Annotated in this window: 16 protein-coding genes; 3 read left to right on the top strand and 13 right to left on the bottom strand. The window is 41.8% G+C overall.

From position 1 onward, the window contains the following. Positions 1-41 precede the first annotated feature (41 nt). The 11 genes from EAG18_RS19810 to rpsP form a co-directional block, all read right to left on the bottom strand. Positions 42-788, bottom strand: a complete 747-nt coding sequence (locus EAG18_RS19810) for a type 1 glutamine amidotransferase domain-containing protein (protein WP_125254088.1) — start codon at positions 786-788, stop codon at positions 42-44. Positions 789-1,057: 269 nt separating this feature from the next. Next, positions 1,058-2,062: a hypothetical protein gene (locus tag EAG18_RS19805; protein ID WP_125254087.1), complete on the bottom strand. Its 1,005-nt coding sequence runs from the start codon at positions 2,060-2,062 to the stop codon at positions 1,058-1,060. 50 nt (positions 2,063-2,112) lie between these two features. Next, positions 2,113-2,514 carry a VOC family protein gene (locus EAG18_RS19800; protein WP_125254086.1) on the bottom strand — a complete coding sequence of 134 codons (402 nt, stop codon included), beginning with the start codon at positions 2,512-2,514 and terminating at the stop codon, positions 2,113-2,115. A 162-nt stretch (positions 2,515-2,676) separates the two neighbouring features. Continuing rightward, a complete protein-coding gene (locus EAG18_RS19795) occupies positions 2,677-3,642 on the bottom strand; it encodes a phosphotransferase (RefSeq protein WP_125254085.1) in 966 nt (321 codons plus the stop codon). Between the two features lie 807 nt (positions 3,643-4,449). Beyond that, positions 4,450-4,977: a hypothetical protein gene (locus tag EAG18_RS19790; RefSeq protein WP_125254084.1), complete on the bottom strand. Its 528-nt coding sequence runs from the start codon at positions 4,975-4,977 to the stop codon at positions 4,450-4,452. Between the two features lie 172 nt (positions 4,978-5,149). Further along, positions 5,150-7,159 carry a methyl-accepting chemotaxis protein gene (locus EAG18_RS19785; RefSeq protein WP_125254083.1) on the bottom strand — a complete coding sequence of 670 codons (2,010 nt, stop codon included), beginning with the start codon at positions 7,157-7,159 and terminating at the stop codon, positions 5,150-5,152. 694 nt (positions 7,160-7,853) lie between these two features. Beyond that, positions 7,854-9,002, bottom strand: a complete 1,149-nt coding sequence (gene tyrA / locus EAG18_RS19780; protein ID WP_125254082.1) for a bifunctional chorismate mutase/prephenate dehydrogenase — start codon at positions 9,000-9,002, stop codon at positions 7,854-7,856. A 212-nt stretch (positions 9,003-9,214) separates the two neighbouring features. Then, the gene (rplS, locus tag EAG18_RS19775; protein WP_125254081.1) at positions 9,215-9,574 is read right to left on the bottom strand and encodes a 50S ribosomal protein L19; all 360 of its coding nucleotides are present in this window, start codon (positions 9,572-9,574) and stop codon (positions 9,215-9,217) included. Between the two features lie 33 nt (positions 9,575-9,607). Continuing rightward, the gene (gene trmD / locus EAG18_RS19770) at positions 9,608-10,375 is read right to left on the bottom strand and encodes a tRNA (guanosine(37)-N1)-methyltransferase TrmD (protein ID WP_125254080.1); all 768 of its coding nucleotides are present in this window, start codon (positions 10,373-10,375) and stop codon (positions 9,608-9,610) included. Then, complete coding sequence (gene rimM / locus EAG18_RS19765; protein ID WP_125254079.1) at positions 10,375-10,908, bottom strand: ribosome maturation factor RimM; 534 nt, start codon at positions 10,906-10,908, stop codon at positions 10,375-10,377. Before rimM ends, trmD begins: the two co-directional genes overlap by 1 nt. A 17-nt stretch (positions 10,909-10,925) precedes the next feature. Further along, positions 10,926-11,174 (bottom strand): 30S ribosomal protein S16, encoded by a 249-nt coding sequence (gene rpsP, locus EAG18_RS19760; protein WP_017216164.1) that lies wholly within the window; start codon positions 11,172-11,174, stop codon positions 10,926-10,928. A gap of 255 nt (positions 11,175-11,429) precedes the next feature. On the opposite strand from rpsP, the gene EAG18_RS19755 reads away from it, so the two are divergent. Next, the gene (locus EAG18_RS19755; protein WP_275557345.1) at positions 11,430-13,091 is read left to right on the top strand and encodes a tannase/feruloyl esterase family alpha/beta hydrolase; all 1,662 of its coding nucleotides are present in this window, start codon (positions 11,430-11,432) and stop codon (positions 13,089-13,091) included. A gap of 103 nt (positions 13,092-13,194) precedes the next feature. Here the strand turns inward: EAG18_RS19755 and ffh are convergent, their stop codons facing one another. After that, positions 13,195-14,574, bottom strand: coding sequence for a signal recognition particle protein (ffh, locus tag EAG18_RS19750; RefSeq protein ID WP_125254078.1), 1,380 nt, complete (start codon positions 14,572-14,574; stop codon positions 13,195-13,197). 208 nt (positions 14,575-14,782) lie between these two features. Here ffh and ccsA point away from each other — a divergent pair, with 208 nt between their 5' ends. Both ccsA and EAG18_RS19740 read left to right on the top strand, forming a co-directional pair. Beyond that, the gene (gene ccsA / locus EAG18_RS19745; protein ID WP_125254077.1) at positions 14,783-15,589 is read left to right on the top strand and encodes a cytochrome c biogenesis protein CcsA; all 807 of its coding nucleotides are present in this window, start codon (positions 14,783-14,785) and stop codon (positions 15,587-15,589) included. A 68-nt stretch (positions 15,590-15,657) separates the two neighbouring features. Next, complete coding sequence (locus tag EAG18_RS19740; protein ID WP_125254076.1) at positions 15,658-16,935, top strand: HlyC/CorC family transporter; 1,278 nt, start codon at positions 15,658-15,660, stop codon at positions 16,933-16,935. Between the two features lie 321 nt (positions 16,936-17,256). On the opposite strand, the gene EAG18_RS22245 is transcribed toward EAG18_RS19740, so the two are convergent. Further along, the coding region (locus EAG18_RS22245) for a hypothetical protein (protein WP_185745635.1) at positions 17,257-17,617 on the bottom strand (361 nt) is incomplete at its 5' end.

The following is a 17,617-nucleotide window of genomic DNA, read 5'->3' as shown; positions in this document are numbered from 1 at the left end:
ACCGTTTATTGTTCTTTGAGTTGGCTTGCTGAGCACTGTTACTACTGCTTTAAGATTATCATTTCCTTTGCGACAAGTGCGGCTGAGGGCAAAAACATTGTTGAGATAACCCGTTGATCTGCGATCACCGCGTGTTTATTTTTTAGTGTTTTCTTATTTTGAGCGATAGCACCATTCTTATTAAGCTGACTTTCAATAAGAAAAGGCAAAAGTGTTCCTTGCTTTGCCCATGGCTTAGATAGTTCTGTGGAGTTAGGGAATCCTGCTACTTTTTTCCCTTTCACCAAAAACTCCCCATTAGATAATGTCACGTTTGCAATGCCTGCTGAACCATGACCACCAACACCGACCATACCACCTGACTCATAGATGCTACTTATAATGGAGTGAATTTTTTTATTATCTGCAACGTCAAACATGACACCGTAGCCACCACCGATGAATACTCCCCAATAGTCATTCGGTTCAATTTCAGAGGGTTTGAGTGAATTGTTTGCTTTTTCTAAGAAGCCCTCATATTTGATGGTGTAACTACTTATCCCTAGCGGATCCATCATGAACTTAACTTCACCGCCATTGGGTGATACAAAATCAACTTCAAAGCCGTGGCTAACAAAAATATGATACGGAGGTGCAAATTCCCATAAGTTGTTTCTTGCATCATGTTTTTCAGGGTCTCCCATATCTACCATATTAGAAGCCACCATTAGTATTTTCTTTGTAGGCGCTGCTATGGCGCTGGTAGCAGATAAGGCAGCTGCTAGCATAATAGCGATAAAGAATTTCATAGTTTTCCTTTATAAATAACTAAAATCATTCTTTAGACGAGGCAAATGAGCAAAAGGTTTAAATGCTGAATTAATCTGGGAAATTAATGCCGTCGTGACTAGCTAAAGTGACCTAATGCGTGATTATTACTCATGTTTACATTGCTTAGATGTTGATAGTAAAAAGCGAAGTGCCTGTCAGAAAAGCGCAAGTGATACGATGGCATACTCTGTTTAAGGACGAATATACCACGTGCATTATCTAGAAGTTTACGGCAATAACGTCGATTTTAACGAACGGCTCCCAGCCGTGATGCCTCAGTTGATAAAGCTGAGATAAATTGTTCGGCATTATCTACCCCAATGAAAACACTTTTAACACTCCCCACAGGTTCTACCAGTGTAATTTCAACATTAGGGAAACCCGAATAGTTATAGCGCTTTATAGACTTAGAGCGCCCCACAAACCCTGTGCTCTTCTGAATTTTTGCTATATTACTTAACGGTATAACGAATGGTTGATAAAGGCCGTATCGAATGAATAAATGATTTCCCACCAAAGAAATAGGCCGTTTTGCAACAGCACGGTACTCTGCAAAGAAAAATACCAAGCTAAATATCGTCAGCAAAGTGACGATATTTGCCGCAAACGGAGACCAGATAAAATGAAGCAATAAATGTGCAATTGGCACTTCAAGTGCAATTAAAAAGATAAAACCAAGCAGATTGCTTTGTGCCCCATCTTTGTTGTGATACGTGAAGTGCTGCTCGCCACTGAAGTTTTTTGGCTGCACTCGCTTAGAAAAAAGCGCATAGGTCCACATTCGGGTTTCAAAACTCAGTAACTTTGCAACAGGGCCGTCACCAACATATTTTTTAATCGGTTTTTCAATGGCTTGGTCGGGGTCTTCAGACTTGCAAATGGCGGCTTTAATCGCAAGGTATACAGTTAAAATTGCAGCCAGTTCAAAAGCAAGCGTGATAGCCAATAAAACGTAGCGCCCATTTTCAAGATAATGCCAAATTAGCTTACTTTGTTCGGGAATAATGTAACTGCCAATAAGTACAGCCAAACACACTAGAATAACCGACTTTAAGAAGGCTTCTTTTCTATCTTTTACACAAAAAAAGCAGATAATTGGCAGCACAATCAACGCATCTAAAAGAAACAACCATTCAAAATTTGCACTGCCATAATCATTAAGCGAGCCATTAGATTGGTAATAGAACCCCCACCATAACGAAATACAAACAAGAAATATTAGGGGCAATTTTGACTTAATGGAACGATTCACCGATACCTCCTTATCCAAACCTCAGGTTATGTACGTGTTACTTAACGACTCTATGTTAGTTGCAGTAAATCCCACTTGTTACCATAGAGATCTTGGAATACCACTACTGTGCCATATTCTTCAACTCTTGGTTCTTCATTAAATACAATACCTTGCGCCTTCATTGACTCATAGTCACGCCAGAAATCATTAGTTTGTAGAAACAAGAATACACGACCACCAGTTTGATTCCCTACTGCTTGCATTTGTTCTGATGTACTCGCTTGAGCCAACAGTAGGTTCGTACCATTGGAATTTGGAGGAGAGACTTGAACCCAGCGTTTACCACCTCCTAGATCGCTATCTTCAACTAGCGTAAATTTAAGTTTTTGCGTGTAAAACTCTATCGCATCATCGTAATTTTCAACGACTAAAGCGATGCTTCCGATTTGCTGCTGAACAGTGTGAGACATGATTCTTCCGCTATCCCAAACGCTGATTGTGCGCTATTTTAAGACTTTTAAGAGAGCATATAGTGCCTAGTTAAGGTCTGAGTCATGCGATATTGACGCTACTACATAACGTCTTTAAGCATTTTTTATATGCACTTTAGAGTTTTTGTGAATAATTAAACTCTATTTCTGGTGTCGAATTGTATTGAGTAAACAAGACAAATATCTTGTAAATGATTCTGTAAAATCACTCACGTCATCTTCATTACCGCCTGAAGCATTCAAAATAATAGACGCATAACTTAAAGTATGATGTGCATAGCAAACTGGTTCTGCAGCTTGCCACGCTCTTTGCAGTGCTAATTCAGGTAAATAATGACGCCAATTTGACAAATAATTTTTGATTAGCTTCTGCTTCAAATTTGTTTCTGAAAACTGATAAATGAAATTACCGTCCATAAATGGATGAGTAACACAAGCATCACTCCAATCAAAAAACAAATAAGATTCAGCCGTTCTTGCCATGTTACTTTCATGTAAGTCACCATGAGCCAGACAATCTGGCAACGAGTATTCTTTAAGCTTATGAATTGCTATTTCTAAATTAGACAAGAAGTTATTATCAAAAACAATATTTCTATCCGTTAAAATTGCTGCGATCTCGGGTTGGTTAAAATGCCAGATAAGCTGTGTTGATAAATTTTCGATACTTCGTGATTGGCACCCTGATTGTCGTAACTTATCAACATGCTCAACAGATAAGCTCTGGATCTCTCCCCATACTTGATATGCGTCATTCCACACCGTCAAGTCTACATCTTCGTCCAACGGCTCCCCAAAATCACTCGTTAGTTGCCACCGACGGTCTTTATCAATAGCTAAAACTTCCGGCACTTTCCCCTTGAAAATATGGGCTAGAAAGTCGCAGACCCCAGCTTCATTAGAGAACAGTGGCAATGATGCTGTTGCTTTAAAATATACATTTCCTTTTTCGGTTGGAATGCGCCACACATCCCCTAAAAACCAATCTTCAACAATGATTGGCTCATCAACTTTTTTGTAATTTAGTTGTTTAAGTGTATTTTCTATCCAGTATTTGGCGTCAAGCTTCCAACCTGAAAGGCGCTCAGAACACGGTTGAGTATTCATTCAAAGTTTCCCTTAACGGTGCGCCTGTTAGTACGCGCTATTCCAACGGTTAGGTGTATCATACCAAATCCTTCCTAAAACGTTTACAAATAAGGTACACTCTTCAGCTAAAATTTGGCGCTGCATTACTACCACTATACGGACAATGATAGGAGTCTCGATAGCTGAACGATACTACGCTTCGTTAGGCTAGCGCTTGAAGTAAAATGCGCCCGTATCAGTGACTAAAGGCTATTTTCCGACATAAAGATCGCGGCGTAAGCCAAAGCCAAGACCTAATCGCTGACACTCACCGCATGATTGAAGCTGCATTACTACCATAATGCGGACAATAACAGGGAGTCTCGATAGCTGAACGATACTATGCTTCGTTAGGCTAGCCTTTGAAGTAATGTATCAGTGCCTGAAGGCTATTTTTCGACATAAAGTTCGCGGCGTAAAGCCGTTCCTGCACTCAAGCTAAAGCCGAGACCTAATCGCTGACACTCACCGCATGATTGGCGCTGCATTATCAGAACCAAAATGTTACTTGACGCCATAAATGGCGGCCTACGTAAAATCGTAACATAAAGCCACGCCCACAAAATTTTTTTACGCAATGAAGTCGAGGCCATACCTAGCAGATAGCTGTTGTGAGGAAGAAGAATCGATGATATCTGATCACAGTTCTAATTAGATGAGCCTATTCCCAGCGCTAAAAATAGTGATGGGTGCTATGTACTGTTTGTCATTCATTACTCTGCCAGTAAAGTGCAAACGTACTAGCTTCTCGTGACCACATGGTGGTTTGTTAGCCAAATTTAATGCTCAATTTACACTGACACGTTTGTCACATTTTTCACTAACTTCGGCAGCCTGCATGATTTGACATAACTGGTCATTTACCCAAGACAGCGTAACTACATACCCGACATCATCCATAGGCTCCTCAAATATTTCACAACGCCCTAAAGAACCGATGCTTGTCATTACCTCCCCAGGTACTCGTGTATTCCAATGGTTATATAACTCGCTAACTTCATGACAGTATTTGATAAAACCACTGCTATGCAGAGTGTCTTTTGAGAAATCACCTGCTTTCATTAAGTTTTCTAGATTAAGCAGCGGATCGATAAAATCATAGTAAGCAATATACTTCCCATACATTTCTTTACGATATTGTTCTTTTGCAGTCCAAATACCTGTTATGAGAGCTATAGCTACCACTCCAAAAGTTAGCCACCCTACCCTAGTGACTTTTCTAATTCCTGACTCGGCAGAATTCCATGTTTCACCACGAATAGACAACACTGTAGCTAAAAATGCTAATGATGGGACTAGAAAGCTTGCAAACATTGCTATTTCCCTAAATCTGCTAAACATAATGATTTTATGGTATTAGCCTCTACATTTCCTAATGGAAGCTCACCTCTTTATAGTAGAGTAGGTAAAGAATAACCACGTCAAACTTTATTGATTTATAGACCAAGTGACGGTAAATATCGGCATTAAATTTTTACGATCGTAACTAAAACTCGCCTTTACGATGTTTTCCTGCTTGGCTGACTTGATATTGGGCAATGAGCTTGTCCATCACTTTAGCTGCACTTGCAATGTCATTTGCGGCAATGCTTATCTGCTCTGCACCGGATACATTTTCCGTAGCTTTTTCAAATATTGCAGAGATATTTTTGCTGACCTCATCAATTGCATTGCTTTGTTGTTGCGTGTTGTTTGAAACAGACTCTGTAACTAACTCTACTTGTTGTGCCTGTTCAACAATTTGTTGCAAAGCTATTTTGATCTCTTTTGCACGTGCCGCAGCTTCTAGCGCGTTTTCTTTGCCCTGTGTGATAACATTGGATGCTTCTGATGAACTACTTTGAAGCTCAGATACGAGCGCTGAAATTTCCTCAGTCGAGTTTTGAGTACGGCTAGCAAGGCTGCGCACTTCGTCTGCAACAACAGCAAAACCTCTTCCTTGTTCTCCAGCCCTTGCAGCTTCGATAGCTGCATTCAATGCCAATAAATTTGTTTGCTCAGCAATACTTCTAATCATATCAACCATCGATGAAATACTACCCACTCGATTGTTCAGTTCATCCACCGTAGTTGCGGATCGCTCCATATCATTTGATGCTTGCTGAATAACATTTACAGCATCCTCAACAACTTGCTGTCCTTGTAAAGACTCTTGTGTCACAGTTTTAGCTGCGGTGGCATTTTCATGCATGGAGTTTGCAATGACTTGTATGTTAGCGCTCATTTGTTCTGAAGCGGATGCAATAGTTTGGATCCCTGATTGTTGACTAATTAGGTTATCTTGGCTTTGCTGAATGGCGGTAGCTGTCTCTTCTGACGAATTGGTTATACCCATTGAAACTCTAGCAAATTCAACCAAATCGTCCTCAAATTGCTTCGTTAGATTGTTAATGCTTTTTGCCGATTGCCCTAACTCATCCTCGGTGACTACTTTAATTTCATGACCTAAGTCTTTTTTGACTCGGGCAATTTCAATACCCTCAGCAATCATTGCTGATTGTTGCTTACGCAGGCGAATCGCAAAAAACAATGCTGCAGTAATAAAAAAGCCAACTATTAATATGATAAATTCTATTACCAAGACCAACACGGCATGCTGTTGGATATCAATAGCTGTTTTATCAACCAATATTAGTGCTTTTTCTTCTGCCTCTTTTAATATGTTGATTCGCTCTGTCGCAGCTTTAAACCATGCTTCAGCGCTGAGATTAAAGCCATCATTTTTATCAGCAACACTTTGTCTGAAGACGTCAACGGCGCGCATGGATGAATGATTCAACGCCTGTTTGAATAATTCACGCATTTGTGGAGGAGAGGCTTCTAACGCTTCTTCAAGGTATACGGCTTGTTTGGTTATCAGAGCAACATATTTGTTTTTCAGTGAAGGTGTAAATGTATTAGCACTAAGCACATTAGACAAAACTGCGCGCTCTATACCAGCTGATTCCTTGGCATTTGAAAAGTTATATATTGCGACTAATTCAGTAGATATCGTGTGATCATTGCTCAGTCTCGAGGCCTTGATAACGATATGTAGAGCCTTTAGGTTAATATCTGTGTAATACTTTAGCGCTTCTGAAATAGGCATAGAAAGAGAATCGATACTAGAACGTACACTAGATAAACGAAAGAATTTACTCTCAAACTCTATTAGCTCTTGTGCCATTTCTGGCATAAGATCCCACTTTTGCTGTTGTTGCTTTAGTTTTGCAATTGCACTATCGGTAAGATTACGTTGCAGCCTTAAGTTTTGCTCAAACTTAAGGCCTCGAGAGCCAATGAAGCCTGCTGATGCACCGCGCTCTTTTTGTGTTTCATGGATCACATTTAAAACTGCATGGCTTAAAAAAGCATTATACTCTGCGTCATATGCGTCCTTCATTCTTTTGGCAGATACTGACACATCATAAAAAATGACAGCGCCAAGTAACATACATGGCATCAATACCATTAACGTCATATGGCTGGAAACAACACGAGCAAGAGATTTAAACATTATACCACCACTAAAAGTTGGAGTAACAAAAAGTTTAACAGCGATGATTACTTTATGTTCACCGTTGCAAACAAAAAACAGCCGGAATAAAAGATCAGGATGGCGAAATATCACCTCTACATGTCATGCAAAGAGATATCGTTGAGTGTTGTAAAGAGATAATCTGGCGAGTATAAGCGCTGAAAAAATATAAAGGCATCATTGATTCTACTTCAAACTTATTTATCTTTTTATAGTCTCTAGAAGTGTTTGTTGTCAATAAATGCAAGGCTAACTCTTACAGATAATTAACCTTTTGGACTGATAATTTAATATAGTCTAAATAAAATGATACTGTAGTCATCAAGTTAGCGGTAACTTACGCAAGTTACTCGGAAGAAACTTTTAGAGTAAATGCTATCTATAATGGTTTAAAAAATTCAAGTTTCTAGTTAGAGAACCACGAGAAATATTTCACCATAAACCCAAGATACCCAGCAGTAATTACGCACTCTGAAGCTATGATGTTTGTCATGGTAAAAACACCCCCATGTACAAATCAATCACACCTACGCAACATTCGTTTGCCGTGATAGAGTCGTTACTACTTTGCCCTGAAAACAAACAAAGTATTACATACCAGCTCAAATTGTTGTCCATAATGCTTCGGTGTAAAGCTATAATGTTTAACTCATTGAACTGGCATACCTAAAAGCTAAATACTTTCCTCATAATCCAACACTTTAGCGTCATTGGCTTTGTTAAGCAGGCCTCGGCTTTGTGATAGAAAGTGTTTCGCGCTTTCCGAGAAATAATGTTTGGCCTCTGAAAAAGACTGCATTAGGCCTTCTTTATCGCCTTGTTGTAGCTTAGTTAATGTCTGCTCAAAGGTGTCTTGATAGCTTGCCAATAAGCCTTCTACATCGTTAAATTGCGCAAGCATAATATCAGAGTAAAGCTCTGGCGATTGCGCAAATAGACGCCCGACCATCATCAATTCTAATTGGTAAATAGGCGATGAGCAGCTTCTTAGCTCCTTCAGTGAATGGCATTGCTTAGATAAAAACTGCCCGTATACAAAAGTGGTTAAGTGGCGCATAACTTGGATAATCTGCATAGATTGATCATGCTTTTTAGCGTCCATTTGCACCAGCTGGCTTCCCCAAATTCTCAGCTGTTTGATTAGCCCTTCACACTGTTTTGGCATGCGTCCTTCACACACAACTATGGTCTGTTTAACCCAATGTGATATATCAGGGCCGAACATTGGGTGCAGCCCCACAACAGGGCCGCTATGCTTGTTCAATAGCACTTTTAGCGGCGCCTGTTTCACCGAGGTAATATCAGCGAGAATACAATCATCAGGTAGCGCAGGCAGTGCATTAACAACTTGCTCTAGTGCGTTAATTGGTACGCTCACCAACACCAGTTTTGCATCACTTAGTAACGCAGTAGCTTCTGATTGATTATCTTTATCAAGTATTCGTACCTCATAACCGGAGCGTTTAAACTGTTTCGCAAACAGTTTACCCATGGCACCTTGACCCCCAACGATCACAATAGGTGACATTATTGGTGCTGCACACGCAAGCTCACTTTGTTGGTTTTCGTAGGCTTCTCGCATCATTCTGCGCAGAATATCCTCGACAAGATCAGGGTTAACCCCTTTGTTCTCGGCTTCTACACGGCGTGCTTTGATAAGCTCAGCCTCGCGCTTTGGCACGTGCAGTGGCGCGCCTTTTTGCTGTTTTATTTTTCCAACTTGCTCGGTCAATACTTTACGCTTTGCAAGTAATGCGACAAGTTCGCTATCACACTCATCTATTGCAACGCGTATTGCTTCTAAATCATTAGCCCCATTCATGATGTAAACTTATATATACAGTAGTAAATTAAATAATACACCGAGTCTAACAAGAAGTAAGCCGCATTAAAAGTAAGCTACCATGAAAATATCATGACAAAAGATGTGATATGAGAGTGAGTATTTACAGAACGGGAATAATAAGCTGGGCTAAAACCAAAACAGGCCGCATATAGCGGCCTGTTTTATCTGCATTTGATAAATGCGACGTATTAGTTAAGTTTCTCTTTAATACGTGCAGATTTACCAGAACGCTCACGTAGGTAGTAAAGCTTAGCACGACGAACCGCACCACGACGCTTAACTGTTACGCTGCTGATAAGAGGGCTGTGCGTTTGGAATACACGCTCAACACCTTCACCGCTTGAAATCTTACGAACAGTGAAAGATGAGTGTAGACCACGGTTACGCTTAGCGATTACAACACCTTCAAAGGCCTGTAGACGCTCTTTGTTACCTTCTTTAACGCGTACCTGTACAACAACTGTATCACCAGCGCCGAACGCAGGTACGTCTTGCTTAAGCTGTTCAGCTTCAAGCTCTTTAATAATATTTTGGTTTACTTTTGCCATTTTATTTCTCACATTCCTAGGTGTAACTGTCTTCTAGCCACAAGCTTGGTCATTCTCTTGCTGAAACTCAGCAAGTAATGCCGCCTGCTCCTCAGTCAGAGCTAGGTTACGCAACAAGTCAGGACGACGTTGCCAAGTTCTACCCAAAGACTGCTTTAAGCGCCATTTGGCTATCTCTTGGTGGTTTCCACTGAGTAATACAGCAGGCACCTTTTTATCATCCAATGTTTCCGGCCGAGTATAATGAGGACAATCTAACAAGCCATCCGAAAATGAATCTTGTTCAGCTGACTGGTTGTGACCTAGTACGCCTGGCACTAATCGTGCGACTGCATCAATTAATGTCATGGCAGGTAACTCACCGCCACTCAGTATAAAATCACCAATGGACCATTCTTCATCTATAAAAGACTCGATGATCCGCTCATCAATACCTTCATAACGACCCGCAACTAATATCAACTTTTCAGATTGCGCCAATTCTGACGCACCTTGTTGATCTAGTTTTCGCCCTTGAGGGGACATATAAATTACTTTAGCACCATCACCTGCTGCCGCTTTGGCATCAAGAATGGCTTTTTTGAGAGGCTCAACCATCATTAGCATTCCAGGACCACCACCATAAGGTCTGTCATCCACAGTTCTATGCTTATCAATGGCATAATCTCTCGGGTTCCAGCAATTAAACTCAATCAAGCCGTTTTTCACAGCTCGACCCGTTACGCCTTGCTGAGTTATCGCATCAAACATTTCAGGAAAAAGTGAAACCACCCCAACCCATAGCTTTTGCTGATCACTCATTAAAACGCTGGATCCCAATCTACAGTAACTTTTCTCTCTTCATGGTTAACGTCCAAAATAACAGAGTCTGTTAAGAATGGAATTAACCTTTCAGATTGCCCAAACGCATCTTTTTTGTTTGCTTTCACAACCAAAACGTCATTTGAGCCTGTCTCCATCAAGTCATCGACTACGCCTAAGTCGTAACCTTTATTCGTTACAACTGACATGCCGATAAGATCTCGCCAATAAAACTCCCCTTCAGGTAATTCAGGAAGCTGCTCAGCATAAACAGCGATTTCTGCATTGGTATAAGCCATTGCTTCATCTCTGTCGTTTACTTGCGCAAATTTAGCGATATATCCCTTGTTGTGACGACGCCAGTCGCTCACTTCAAGGTTTTGCCATTTACCTTGTTGCCCTATCAACCATGGGCTGAAATCGAAGATCCCTTGGGGATCATCAGTAAATGAATGCACCTTAAGCCAACCCTTGATGCCATAAGGAGCACCAAGCTTACCAACAACGATTGTCGAGGTTTTACTTTGACTCATGGTTACACTTACGCCTATTAAGCCGCTTTACGAGCGTCTTTAACCAGCTTAGCAACGCGATCTGAAAGAGATGCGCCTTGACCTACCCAGTGATCAACACGAGATAAATCTAAACGTACTTTTTCTTCCTGACCTGCTGCGATCGGGTTAAAGAAACCTACTTTCTCGATGAAACGACCGTCACGCGAGAAACGGCTATCCGCAACCACGATTTGATAGAATGGACGCTTTTTAGCGCCGCCACGTTGCAAACGAATAGTTACCATACCGTCCTCTACATAGATTGACTGTTTTCATTAATAAGTTTGTACTTCCCACTACGGGAAGCTCGGGCATTTTACGCATTTTCACGCGCAATGCAAGTAAATTCCAAAGCCAAGCGCAGATTTCGCTCAGCAAAACGTGAAAGTAAAGTTTACCTCGGCATCAACGTCTCATTTTAGGTACAAGCTCAAACGGTGTGTAAGCACGGTAAAAGTCAAAACGCACTGTTATTTTTTGTTATTAAGGAAAGTAATCACATGATCCGAATAAGGATGAAAACACACCGCATAGCGCAGCGCTTCATCGGCGTAGCACTCCTTGTTACGGCCAGTTTAACCACACTCTCAGCTTTCGCCGCAAATAATGATACAGCGACAGCCTGTAAGCTATTACGCTTTGGTGACTACTCCCAATTGGAAAACGGTAACGCGGCAACAAGTATTACTAATGCCGAATATATCCCAAGTCAAACCCTTGATGCCGATACTGAGCTTTGGACGTATAAATACAGTCGGTTATTAGGTGCCCCAATTCCCAAAGGGGCAAACACGCTCCCTGCACACTGTTTAGTCGAAGGCTATGCAGCACCAACGATACGCTTTCAGCTGAGATTGCCATTGGATCAAGCTTGGAATAAACGCTTTTTACTCAATGCTTGTATGGGTTTTTGTGGCGAAGTATCAAACTACCCCACGATGGCAGGGATCATACGTAACTACGCAACCATGTCTCATGATGGCGGCCATACCGCAGCCGGATTTGATGGCTTGTGGGCTAAAAATAATGTGTCATTAAAGGAAGATTTTGCCTATCGAGCAAATCATGTGGTTGCTGTTGCGGCAAAAGCCATTATTGAACGCTTTTATGCCAAGCCTCCAACCTACTCATTTATTTCAGGTTGCTCAAAAGGAGGTCATGCGGGCATCATGGCTGCTAAGCGTTACCCTAACGACTTTGATGGGGTAATCGCCAGAGGACCAACAATTAACTACACCAAAGTCAACCTGATCAACTGTATGGACAATGCCAAAGCAATATTGGATGAAAACGACAATGCTCTGCTCGACGCCAGCTACACGGATTTTATCTCACAGGCTGTCATGGCAGCTTGCGATCATAAAGATGGTTTGGTTGATGGGTTGATCAGCGATCCAAGACGCTGTGATTTTGACCCGCAAACGCTGATATGTGAAAACAACAGTTCTAATAAGTGCCTCACGCCACGTCAGGCCAATGCAATCAAAGAAGTATATGCCCCTTCCTACGACCAACAAGGCAACGTCATTTATGGTGGCCTACCTTATGGCTCTGAACCGGAGTGGACAGGTTGGCTATTCCCAGAAGCACCATTTATCAAACCTTACCACTACTATGCCGCAACCGAATATTTGAAATACCTTGCGTTTCCTCAAGAGAGATATAACCAAGGCAATTGGAGAAGTTTTTCTTATAACAATGAAGTCGGCGAACTCTCGTCTATTTCAAGCTTTATGGATGCTGACCACCCGGATCTGACCGGATTTAGAAATAGCGGCGGCAAAATGATAGTACTACACGGATGGTCAGATGCGGCAATTCCTGCTTACGCAACGATTGACTGGTATAACTCAGTAATCAACTACATGGGCAAAGATAATACATACGACTTTGCGCGGCTATTTTTACCCCCTGGCCTTGTTCATTGTGGTATTGAAGGGCCAGGTGCTGAAACCTTTGATGCCATAGCGGCGTTAGAACATTGGCTAGATACTGGGGTAGCACCAGATGCACTGATGACACAAAAAGAAGATACGCAGGGTAATATTATTTTCACTCGCCCTATATATCCATATCCGCAAGAGGCGCAGTACATTGGTAGTGGTGATCCTAAAAAGGCTGAAAACTTTAAGCCCTTTGTGCCCGATTTTACTAATAAATGAATATCCGCTAGCTCTAACGAGTCCGGCGATATAATTGGCAAACGAGTTAGATAAAGTAAAAAGGCGAGCAGTGAGGTGCTCGCCTTTTGTAATATAAACAGTGTTAGAACTTAGGTCCACCACCACCGAACATACCTGGTGGCATCATCCCTTTCATGTTCTTCATCATCTTCATCATACCGCCCTTACCCTTCATCTTTTTCATCATTTTTTGCATTTGGGTAAATTGCTTCAGCAGCTTGTTGATGTCTTGTACTTGTGTACCAGAACCGGCTGCAATCCGCTTCTTACGAGAACCTTTGATGATTTCAGGACGTGCGCGCTCTTTAGGTGTCATTGAGCTGATAATGGCTTCCATTTGATTAAAGGTCTTGTCATTCACTTGGCCTTTTACTGCATCGGGAAGATTTGACATGCCTGGAAGCTTGTCAAGCATCGACATCATACCGCCCATGTTTTTCATTTGACGTAGCTGCTCTGCAAAGTCTTCCAATGTGAAGCCATCGCCTTTAAAGACTTTTTCAGCCACTTTTTGAGCTTTGTCTTTATCGACTTTCATCTCTACTTCTTCGATAAGGGACAATACATCACCCATACCTAAGATCCGAGACGCAATTCTATCTGGATGGAATGGCTCAAGCGCATCCGTCCTTTCACCTACACCGATAAATTTTATAGGTTTGCCCGTAATGTGACGAATTGACAATGCTGCACCACCTCGTGCATCACCATCTGTTTTGGTTAAGATCACACCACTTAGCGGCAGCGCTTCATCAAACGCTTTTGCCGTATTTGCGGCATCCTGACCCGTCATTGAGTCGACCACAAATAAAGTCTCGATAGGATTAATCGCAGCATGTAAATCTTTGATTTCATCCATCATGTCTGCATCAACGTGCAAACGACCTGCGGTATCTACAAGTACCACATCAATAAATTTTTTCTTAGCGTGAGAAATTGCACCCGTTGCGATATCAATTGGCTTTTGTGAAATATCACTAGGGAAAAACTCGACGTCGACTTCAGCGGCTAAAGTTTCAAGCTGCTTGATAGCAGCGGGACGATAAACGTCAGCACTGACCACCAGCACAGATTTCTTTTTGCGCTCTTTTAGGAACTTAGCCAACTTACCAACACTGGTGGTTTTACCCGCACCTTGAAGGCCTGCCATCATCACAACCGCTGGCGGTTGAGCATTTAAGTTCAGCTCTTCATTGGCCTCACCCATAGACTTTTCAAGTTCTTCACGAACAATCTTGATGAAAACCTGGCCTGGGCTCAGACTTTTTGTGACTTCAACACCAACCGCACGTTCTTTTACTTGTTTTACAAAGTCGCGCACAACTGGCAAGGCAACGTCAGCCTCAAGTAGCGCCATGCGGACTTCACGGAGTGTTTCTTTAATATTGTCTTCGGTTAATCGGCCACGGCCACTAATGTTTTTGAGCGTTTTTCCTAAACGCTCTTGGAGGTTTTCAAACATGTATCGGTTCCAAAATCTCGAAATTAACGGGCATTATACTGATATGCGAGCGACTAATACAGTATTCAAGCTGATTGTTCTGCTTTTTACGCTTTCCTTGCACTAAAATAAGAATAAGTTAATAGATTGAAATAAAACTCTATGCAAGCGAAGTGGCTTTAAATACAATAGCCGTAAAGGAAAACCAAAAAATTGAGCATTTATCTTTATGTTGATTGTTAGCTTGTCATTAATCGCCTGCCTTTTTTATTCCATGGCCACCAGTCATGTTTTGTCGCGCTTATTTGACAAACAAGGACCTAATCAAAAGAAGACCTTAATATTAAGTACCGTTGCTATTTTGACCCACATGCTCGTGTTGGTAAACTCTGTATTTACTCATCAAGGTCAAGACCTCAGCACGGTAAATGTCGCACTATTAACCTGCTGGGTGATTGTGGTTTCAGTAACCACGGTATCTTTGCGTTTTCCTGCAACCTTACTGCTTCCTGTTGTGTATGGATTTGCAGCAATTTTACTCTTGGCTAGTCTGTTTATCCCGCATCATATTATTATGGATACCATAAACGTAGATATTGGTTTAGTGCTACATATTTCATTATCGCTATTGGCATACTGCGTACTTATTATTGCGACACTCTACGCTATCCAGTTTATGTTTATCGATAAGCGTCTAAAACAAAGAGACTTGGCCATCATGACGAGCCACTTACCACCGCTTATGCAGGTAGAGAGGCAGCTTTATCAGCTATTGTTTGTGGGCACTGGACTACTTACGCTCGCTTTGGCTTCTGGTTTTTACTTTTTAGACGGCATGTTCGCCAAAGAGACTATCCATAAAACCATATTGTCTATCGTGGGCTGGCTTATCTATGTAGTAATAGCTTTTGGACATCGTGTGTTTGGATGGCGTGGTAAGCCGGTTGTTATCTCTATCATCACCGCTTCTGGTGTCGTTACGCTTGGGTACTTTGGTAGTCGCTTTATACAAGAAGTGATTTTAGGCAGGTTTTAAACTTTAACTTGACTATCGTAACTCACTAACGCTTAATACGCTTTCGTAAGTAAAAAAGGGATCCACTGTTGGAAGACATATCGACCAGCGCCTTGTTTATTATACTCGGTGTGCTCATTTTGATGTCGGCTTATTTTTCTAGTTCAGAAACCGGTATCATGTCAATCAACCGTATTCGCCTGCGACATCTTGAAAAAGAGAATCACCGTGGCGCGAAGCGTGTAAGTAACCTCCTCAACCGTCCAGACAGACTGATTGGTCTGATCCTGATAGGAAATAACCTTGTCAATATCGCCGCCGCTCAGGTCGCAACAATTATCGGATTACGCCTTTATGGCGACATGGGTATTGCTGTCGCGACTTTCGGTCTTACACTTGTGGTGCTTATTTTTGCAGAAGTCACACCAAAAACATTAGCTGCGCTATATCCAGAAAAAGTCGCATTCCCTAGCTCTGTTATTCTTAAAGTATTATTGAAAGTATTATTTCCTTTGGTTGTTGCAACCAACTGGATCACCAACGGCATGCTACGTTTAGTTGGTATCACACCACAAGAAATTGAAGAGCATAGTCTCAGTAAAGAAGAATTAAAAACCGTGGTGAATGAGTCCAGTGCAATGTTGCCTTCCAACCACCAAAATATGCTGACTTCTATTCTTGATTTAGATCATGTTACTGTGGAAGACATCATGATCCCACGAAGTGAAATCAATGCCATTGATATTAACGACGAGTGGAAAGACATTGCCCGTCAGTTAACCAATGCTCAGCACACCCGAGTACTACTTTACCGTGACCAAATTGACGATGCAGTAGGCTTTATTCATGCCAGAGACGCACTACGTCTACTGACCAAAGAACAATTTGATAAGCCATCGCTACTGCGAGCAGTGCGAGAAATCTACTATGTCCCAGAGAATACCTCGTTAAATACTCAGCTCATCAAGTTCCAAGAAGCAAAAGAACGCATCGGGCTTGTGGTTGACGAGTATGGTGATATTCAAGGCTTAGTAACGCTTGAGGATATACTTGAGGAAGTTGTGGGCGACTTTACGACAACGCAGACGCGTGCACCGAGTGAAGACGTCAACATGCAACACGACGGCACAGTAATGGTAGAAGGCAGTGTCAACATTCGTGACTTAAACAAAGAGATGGATTGGGACTTACCTACAGAAGGCCCTAAAACCCTAAGCGGCTTGATTGTCGAGCACCTCGAAGACATTCCTGACGCCCCGCTAAGCTTACGTGTCGACAACTATCGTATGGAAGTGGTTGAGATCAAAGAGAACATGATTAAGCAAGTAAAGGTCTCACTAGAGACTGAAGCAACAAAACACAGCTAATACCAAAAGGCGAGCTAGTTAGCTCGCCTTATTTGTACTTAGCTGTATCTACTAGGCTTTGTTACCATACCATCAAAAGCCATTACTGCAGGGATAGTCAAAAGGCTCAATCAAGGTGAAGTTTGCAGTACCGGTGCCACCCCACCTTAATTACTACAATTAACGCATTCATACTGGCTTTTTGTAATGCCTACACGAGCGCAGACAAACGCAGCAGCGATTGGTTTAACTTAGCCGAAGCACTAAAGCTAATCGTCGCGTAGTTTTGATGCCCCTGCGCGCCCCCTTTTCAGGGGCGCGACTTGATGCGTTTGTTAGTATTCAATTTAGATCAGCTTTGGTTCCCATTCTGGTTAACCAACCTAGCTCTCTCATTTTTTCATTAACCGCCTCATCAAATTCAATAGAACCTAAATGTGGCAGGATTTCTTCCCTGAGTTCTTCGTCTACTTCTCGTTTTCCAGCTTCAATTGCATTAATTGCCGCTTTTTCCAAAGCTTCATCTGCCGTTTCTAGAAAGCTTTCTATATATTGAGGATCATTTACCACTTCACCATTGATAATTACACCTCTAGCGTAGACCTCTTGGGCACAACGCTTTTTATCTGCTTGATAATAATCTGGGCCGTTATCATTATCGTCCATTAGATAAAGGCTAAAACTACCTTTCTCGGGATGAGAG

Origin of the sequence: Pseudoalteromonas sp. J010 (assembly GCF_003934235.1) — a bacterium.
Classification (GTDB): Bacteria; Pseudomonadota; Gammaproteobacteria; order Enterobacterales; family Alteromonadaceae; genus Pseudoalteromonas; species Pseudoalteromonas peptidolytica.
The sequence above is the reverse complement of the archived record's forward strand: the minus strand, read 5'-3'. Positions and strand labels throughout refer to the sequence as shown.

Bases quoted from the DNA above. Each gene is read 5' to 3' on its own strand.
- EAG18_RS19810 (WP_125254088.1), bottom strand. From the start codon at position 788: ATGAAATTCTTTATCGCTATTATGCTAGCAGCTGCCTTATCTGCTACC.
- EAG18_RS19800 (WP_125254086.1), bottom strand. From the start codon at position 2,514: ATGTCTCACACTGTTCAGCAGCAAATCGGAAGCATCGCTTTAGTCGTT.
- EAG18_RS19795 (WP_125254085.1), bottom strand. From the start codon at position 3,642: ATGAATACTCAACCGTGTTCTGAGCGCCTTTCAGGTTGGAAGCTTGAC.
- EAG18_RS19790 (WP_125254084.1), bottom strand. From the start codon at position 4,977: ATGTTTGCAAGCTTTCTAGTCCCATCATTAGCATTTTTAGCTACAGTG.
- EAG18_RS19785 (WP_125254083.1), bottom strand. From the start codon at position 7,159: ATGTTTAAATCTCTTGCTCGTGTTGTTTCCAGCCATATGACGTTAATG.
- tyrA (WP_125254082.1), bottom strand. From the start codon at position 9,002: ATGAATGGGGCTAATGATTTAGAAGCAATACGCGTTGCAATAGATGAG.
- rplS (WP_125254081.1), bottom strand. From the start codon at position 9,574: ATGGCAAAAGTAAACCAAAATATTATTAAAGAGCTTGAAGCTGAACAG.
- trmD (WP_125254080.1), bottom strand. From the start codon at position 10,375: ATGAGTGATCAGCAAAAGCTATGGGTTGGGGTGGTTTCACTTTTTCCT.
- rimM (WP_125254079.1), bottom strand. From the start codon at position 10,908: ATGAGTCAAAGTAAAACCTCGACAATCGTTGTTGGTAAGCTTGGTGCT.
- rpsP (WP_017216164.1), bottom strand. From the start codon at position 11,174: ATGGTAACTATTCGTTTGCAACGTGGCGGCGCTAAAAAGCGTCCATTC.
- EAG18_RS19755 (WP_275557345.1), top strand. From the start codon at position 11,430: ATGATCCGAATAAGGATGAAAACACACCGCATAGCGCAGCGCTTCATC.
- ffh (WP_125254078.1), bottom strand. From the start codon at position 14,574: ATGTTTGAAAACCTCCAAGAGCGTTTAGGAAAAACGCTCAAAAACATT.
- ccsA (WP_125254077.1), top strand. From the start codon at position 14,783: ATGTTGATTGTTAGCTTGTCATTAATCGCCTGCCTTTTTTATTCCATG.